General features: G+C 56.8%; 4 protein-coding genes. 3 read left to right on the top strand and 1 reads right to left on the bottom strand.

Annotation, left to right across the window (positions count from 1 at the left end):
- Positions 1 to 248: 248 nt before the first annotated feature.
- From ACN0RL_RS19570 to ACN0RL_RS19560, 3 genes are all read left to right on the top strand, one after another.
- Positions 249 to 1,160 carry a dihydrodipicolinate synthase family protein gene (locus tag ACN0RL_RS19570; protein ID WP_417519863.1) on the top strand — a complete coding sequence of 304 codons (912 nt, stop codon included), beginning with the start codon at positions 249 to 251 and terminating at the stop codon, positions 1,158 to 1,160.
- 34 nt (positions 1,161 to 1,194) lie between these two features.
- Positions 1,195 to 2,709 carry an aldehyde dehydrogenase (NADP(+)) gene (locus ACN0RL_RS19565; protein ID WP_417519861.1) on the top strand — a complete coding sequence of 505 codons (1,515 nt, stop codon included), beginning with the start codon at positions 1,195 to 1,197 and terminating at the stop codon, positions 2,707 to 2,709.
- Between the two features lie 70 nt (positions 2,710 to 2,779).
- Positions 2,780 to 3,505, top strand: coding sequence for a ribonuclease activity regulator RraA (locus ACN0RL_RS19560; RefSeq protein ID WP_085619055.1), 726 nt, complete (start codon positions 2,780 to 2,782; stop codon positions 3,503 to 3,505).
- Between the two features lie 335 nt (positions 3,506 to 3,840).
- Here the strand turns inward: ACN0RL_RS19560 and ACN0RL_RS19555 are convergent, their stop codons facing one another.
- Positions 3,841 to 5,082, bottom strand: a complete 1,242-nt coding sequence (locus ACN0RL_RS19555) for an ROK family protein (protein WP_417519859.1) — start codon at positions 5,080 to 5,082, stop codon at positions 3,841 to 3,843.
- Positions 5,083 to 5,428 lie beyond the last annotated feature (346 nt).

Genomic DNA, 5,428 nt, shown 5'->3' with positions numbered 1-5,428 from the left:
CGTCGCCGTGCCGCATGGAAAAAACCCGAAGATCGCTATCAGCGTGGTTATGGCTGGATGTTTGGCAAGCATGTGACCCAGGCCAATGAGGGCTGTGACTTTGACTTCCTGTCGCCTGATTTTGGTAAAACCGCGGGCGAGCCGGATATTTTCTGATCCGGTTTTGATGGCCGGTAATGATTAAGTGTGAAACGAAATGGTGGTGCCCCCAACGTGCTGCCATCCACAGAATTCAAGGACTTTGACCAATGGCGCTTTCCAAGGCTGAATTGCGTGACGTGCTTTCGGGGATATCGGGTATCCTTGTCACGCCTTATGACGAAAACGGTGATGTTGCACCGGCTAAACTTTCGCCGATCATTGATCGTGCGCTGGCGGCGGGTGTGCATTTTCCGGTGGTGAATGGCAATACCGGCGAATTTTACGCGCTGACCACGGATGAGGCCATCACCATGGCCCAATCGGTTGCTGAAATGCTGGATGGTCGGGCGCCGATGCTGGCCGGGGTTGGTCGCGGTATTCGCGATGCGGTTGCGTTGGCCAAGGCATCGGCCAAGGCCGGGGCCGAGGCTTTGATGATCCATCAGCCACCAGACCCGTTTGTTGCGCCGCGCGGTGTTGTTGATTACCTGAAACGTATTGCCGATGCATCGGATGGTTTGCCGATGATGCTTTATCTGCGCAATGATACCATCGGCACCAAGGCAATTGCCGATCTTTGTGCGGTCGAAGGGGTGGCCGGTGTGAAATGGGCAACGCCGAACCCGATGAAACTGGCCGAGGCGATTTCTGCCTGTGATCCTGATATTGTCTGGGTCGGGGGATTGGCCGAGGTTTGGGCGCCAAGTTTTTATGCCGTTGGCGCACGTGGCTTTACGTCGGGTTTGATCAATGTGTGGCCGGAACGGTCGATGGCGATCCACGGCGCCCTTGAAGGCGGCGATTATGAAACCGCCCGTAAACTGATTGCAGAAATGCGCGCATTCGAAGATGTGCGCGCCGAAGAAATGAATGGCACCAATGTGACCGGTGTGAAATCGGCGTTGAAATTGCTGGGCAATGATTGCGGTGCGACCCGTCCGCCATCGGCATGGCCGCTTACCGATACACAGCATGAAAAGCTGGTTGGCTTCATGCGTCAAAATAAACTTGTGAAATAAATGCCGGGATAACCCCGGTCAAAGGAGGCACAAAATGTCCTATCATCTGACAGGAAAACATCTGATCGCAGGCCAGTGGGTAGCAGGCGAGCAGACCTTCCAGTCCGAGCCTGCCCATGGCCCGGCCAATACATTCCCGGTCGGCACCCCGGCACTGGTTGATCAGGCTGCCAAGGCCGCCGAAGAAGCGTTTTGGAGCTTTGGCTATTCCACCCGTGAAGAGCGTGCGGCGTTGCTAAACAAAATTGCCGATGAAATCGATGCGCGCGGTGCAGAAATTACCGAAATCGGTACCCAGGAAACCGGCCTTCCCGAAGCCCGCCTGAATGGCGAGCGTGGCCGCACCGTTGGCCAGCTTCGCCTGTTTGCAAGCCATATTTTGGCCGGTGATTATCTGGATCGTCGTCATGACGAAGCATTGCCCGATCGTGCGCCGTTGCCGCGCCCGGATTTGCGTTTGATGCAGCGTCCGATTGGCCCGGTGGCCGTGTTTGGTGCGTCGAACTTCCCGCTGGCGTTTTCGGTTGCCGGTGGTGATACCGCCGCCGCCCTTGCCGCGGGTTGCCCGGTTGTTGTCAAAGGCCATTCCGCCCATCCCGGTACTGGTGAAATCGTTGCACAGGCGATTGACGTTGCGGTTAAGGCGTGTGGCGTTCATCCCGGCGTGTTTTCGCTTATTCAAGGCGGCAAACGTGATGTTGGTCAAAGTCTGGTGCAGCATCCGCTGATCAAGGCGGTTGGCTTTACCGGGTCGCTTGGCGGTGGTCGTGCATTGTTTGATCTGTGTGCGCAACGTCCGGAACCAATTCCGTTCTTTGGCGAGTTGGGATCGGTTAATCCGATGTTCCTGTTGCCCAAAGCCATGAGCGCGCGGAACGAAGCCCTTGCCAAAGGCTGGGCCGGGTCCTTGACCATGGGAGCAGGGCAGTTCTGCACCAATCCGGGAATTGCGGTTGTGATTGATGGTCCGGATGCCGATGCTTTTGTTGAAACGGCCAAAGCAGGCCTTGGCGATGTTGCCGCCCAGACCATGCTGACCGATGGCATGGCCGATGCGTATCGCAGTGGCGCAAAACGCATTGCCGAGACAGCAGGCGTTAAAGATGTGCTGACCACGACATGTGATCTTCGCAATGCAACGCCATATTTGTTTGAAACCACCGGTGAAAACTGGCTGGCCAATCATGTGTTGGGCGAAGAAGTCTTTGGGCCGCTTGGCCTTGTTGTCCGGGTTAAGGACATGGGGCAAATGCGCGCGGTTGCCAAGGCACTTGAAGGTCAGTTGACTTGTACGCTTCATCTTGATGCCGGTGATGCTGCCGATGCCCGTTCGTTGATGCCGATTTTGGAACGCAAGGCTGGCCGTGTTTTGGCCAATGGTTTCCCGACCGGGGTCGAGGTTTCCGACACCATGGTGCACGGTGGACCGTATCCGGCATCGACCAATTTCGGGGCGACATCGGTCGGCACCATGTCGATCCGTCGTTTCCTGCGCCCGGTTTGCTATCAGAACATCCCGGCGGATGTTTTGCCGGCTGATCTGGCCTGATTGCCATTTGATATGACTTGGCGCGGGTGCGTGTGATCCACGGCCCGCGCATATCTACGGAGTTTCGAATATGACCGACTATGTCCTTGGCAATGCCACGCGTGACAAACTTAAACGGGTCAGCACCGCATCGCTTTGCACCGCGCTTTTTAAGCGTGGCCTGCGCAATCAGTACATTCAGGAAGTCGGGCCGGTGGCGCCCAAAGACGACAACATGGTCGGGCAGGCTTATACGCTGCGTTATATCCCGGCGCGTGAGGATCGCAATCCGATTGAAGTGTTCCGCGATCCCAACCATCCGCAGCGTGTTGCTGTTGAGCAATGCCCGGCGGGCCATGTTCTTGTCATGGATAGCCGCAAGGATGCCCGTGCGGCATCCGCCGGATCAATCCTTGTTACCCGCCTGATGAAGCGCGGTGTTGTCGGTATCATTACCGATGGCGGTTTTCGTGATGCCGAAGGCATTGGCAAGCTTGATATTCATGCCTATCACAATCGTCCGTCGGCCCCGACCAACCTGACGCTGCACGAGGCCTATGACATTAATGTGCCAATCGGCTGTGGTGATGCACCGGTTTTTCCGGGCGATGTTCTGGTTGGGGACCGGGATGGCGTGGTGGTTCTTCCGGCCCATCTGGCCGATGAGATTGCCGAAGAATGCGCAGGCATGGAAAGTTTCGAAGACTTTGTTCTGGAAGAAGTTATGGCGGGCAAGTCGATCATTGGCCTGTATCCGCCAACCAAGGATGAAACCAAGGCCAATTTCGAAGCATGGCGTAAAAAAACGGGTCGTTGATCCGCTATATTTTTCTGTATATAGCGGCGAAAATGTAAAGAAGGCCGTCCGGTTTCGGGCGGCCTTTTGCATGGGGTAGCAGATTGAGCCGCAGATTGCGTGGCGGAGTGGTTTGTTGTGATGCGGCCTGTGGGGGGGGGGCATGTGTGGCGTGTGATGAATGAGTGACGAGTGACGAGTGATGGGCGACGGGCGGTCTGGCGGATCATTTGGCGACGGTCGGGATGATGATCTTTGGGGATTTGGGCGGGCCAGTTTGACGGCCCTGTCTGGATCGGGGCGCGTGTGATGTGTGTCGCTAGGTCTTTTTGTGCCACATTATCGAATGCCGGGGGTTAGCCTTGATGTGCGGGTGGATTGGCGAAGATGCTTTCGTCATGGCGCAAAAGGCTTTGGCCAATCGCACCCTGCAATGCCAAATCCTTGTTCCAGGGCAGATGGATGATTTTGGGGCCGTTGCGCAGTTCGGGCACCTGTGCTTCGCGCAGGCCACGGTCGATTTCGGGTTCCATCAAATCATAGGCCCGTGCGCCTGACCCGGTGATCAGAATGCGTTCCGGCCCCAACAGCGCAATCAGATTGGCAATGCCATATCCCAGAACCTTGCCAGCATGGCGGAACAGATCGGCAAGGCCTTCGTCGCCGCTGCGCGCCCGTTTGACCAGATCCATCATTTGATCTTCGCTGGGATGCAGGTTGTTGGCGTTGGGCAGGTCAATCAGGCCGCTGGCATCGCGCAGGATGGCGTAATCGCCAATATAGGCTTCGATACAGCCCCGTCGCCCGCAATTGCAAAGCGGCCCGTCGGGCTGGTATTTCATATGGCCAAATTCGGCTGCCGCGCCGAAATGCCCATTATAGACCGCCCCGTTCAGGACAAGTCCCATACCAACCCCGTATCCCAACATGATGACGGCGAAATCACCCTTGCCGCCAAGGTCGTTGTTTTGGGTGATGGCGGTGGCGATGCAATTGGCATCGTTCGACATCTGAACAATCCCGCCGTACCGTTCGCGCAGTGGTTTGGTGACGGCAATCTGGCGATGACGAAGGGCCGGGGACCAGATGATTTCGCCGCTATTGCTGTCGGCGACGCCCTGAATGGCGATGCCGATGCCAATCGGCGGGCGCTTTGCCAAGGTGTTGTTATCGGCAATGAATTGATCAATCAGGTCACACAGGGTTGCGACAAGTGATGTGTCGTCAAGGTCGCGGGTATTGATGCTGTGCTGGATGCTGTGTTCGATTTCGCCCTTGAAATTTCCCAGTGCGATTTCGATCAGGTTGATGGTCAGTTTGATGCCGATGACATAGGCCGCACTTGGGACAAGATCGAGCAAAACCTTGGGGCGGCCCCGTGTGGTGCCTTGGCTGCCGGTGCTGGTCGCCGCACTTTGGGTTTCCTGCACCAATCCTTGGGCGATTAGATCCGCGGTCAGCGATGTGACGGTGGCGGGGCTTAATCCGGTGGCGTTGCCGATATCAATCCGGGCCGCCGGACCATGAACGCGCAAAAAGCGCAAAATGGCAATCTGCGAGGGTTGGCGCGGGGTGTCATGATCGGGGCGACGGCTCATGGGTGGGGCCTGTAACTAACTGTGTGGGGTGGGATATGAAACGGGTCTGAATTTCAGGCCCGTTCGCGTGATATGGGCATGGCGTGATCCCGGGGATGCCGGGGCGTTCTTGGAATTTCCTTGATGCGTCCTTGGCGTCATCTTTGGCAGGGCTTTGCTGTTTGGGGTCGTGCCCTCGGAAATCGCCAAGGATTTCCGAGGGTTTTTGATGTCGCCGTGTTAAAGCAGGCCGCGTGCCGCCAGATTGGTCATCAAGGCGGTGATGCCAAATGTCCAAGGGGCAATCGCATCGGAACGATCCACCTGATTGCACAATGTGCCAAGAGACGGGGTCGAGATGGTGACA

This window comes from Marinobacter sp., from assembly GCF_048259445.1.
GTDB lineage: Bacteria > Pseudomonadota > Gammaproteobacteria > Pseudomonadales > Oleiphilaceae > Marinobacter.
Note: the sequence above shows the minus strand (reverse complement) of the source record. Positions and strands in the feature narration are given on the sequence as shown.

Coding starts and splice junctions, on each gene's coding strand:
- ACN0RL_RS19570 (WP_417519863.1), top strand. CDS start 249: ATGGCGCTTTCCAAGGCTGAATTGCGTGACGTGCTTTCGGGGATATCG.
- ACN0RL_RS19565 (WP_417519861.1), top strand. CDS start 1,195: ATGTCCTATCATCTGACAGGAAAACATCTGATCGCAGGCCAGTGGGTA.
- ACN0RL_RS19560 (WP_085619055.1), top strand. CDS start 2,780: ATGACCGACTATGTCCTTGGCAATGCCACGCGTGACAAACTTAAACGG.
- ACN0RL_RS19555 (WP_417519859.1), bottom strand. CDS start 5,082: ATGAGCCGTCGCCCCGATCATGACACCCCGCGCCAACCCTCGCAGATT.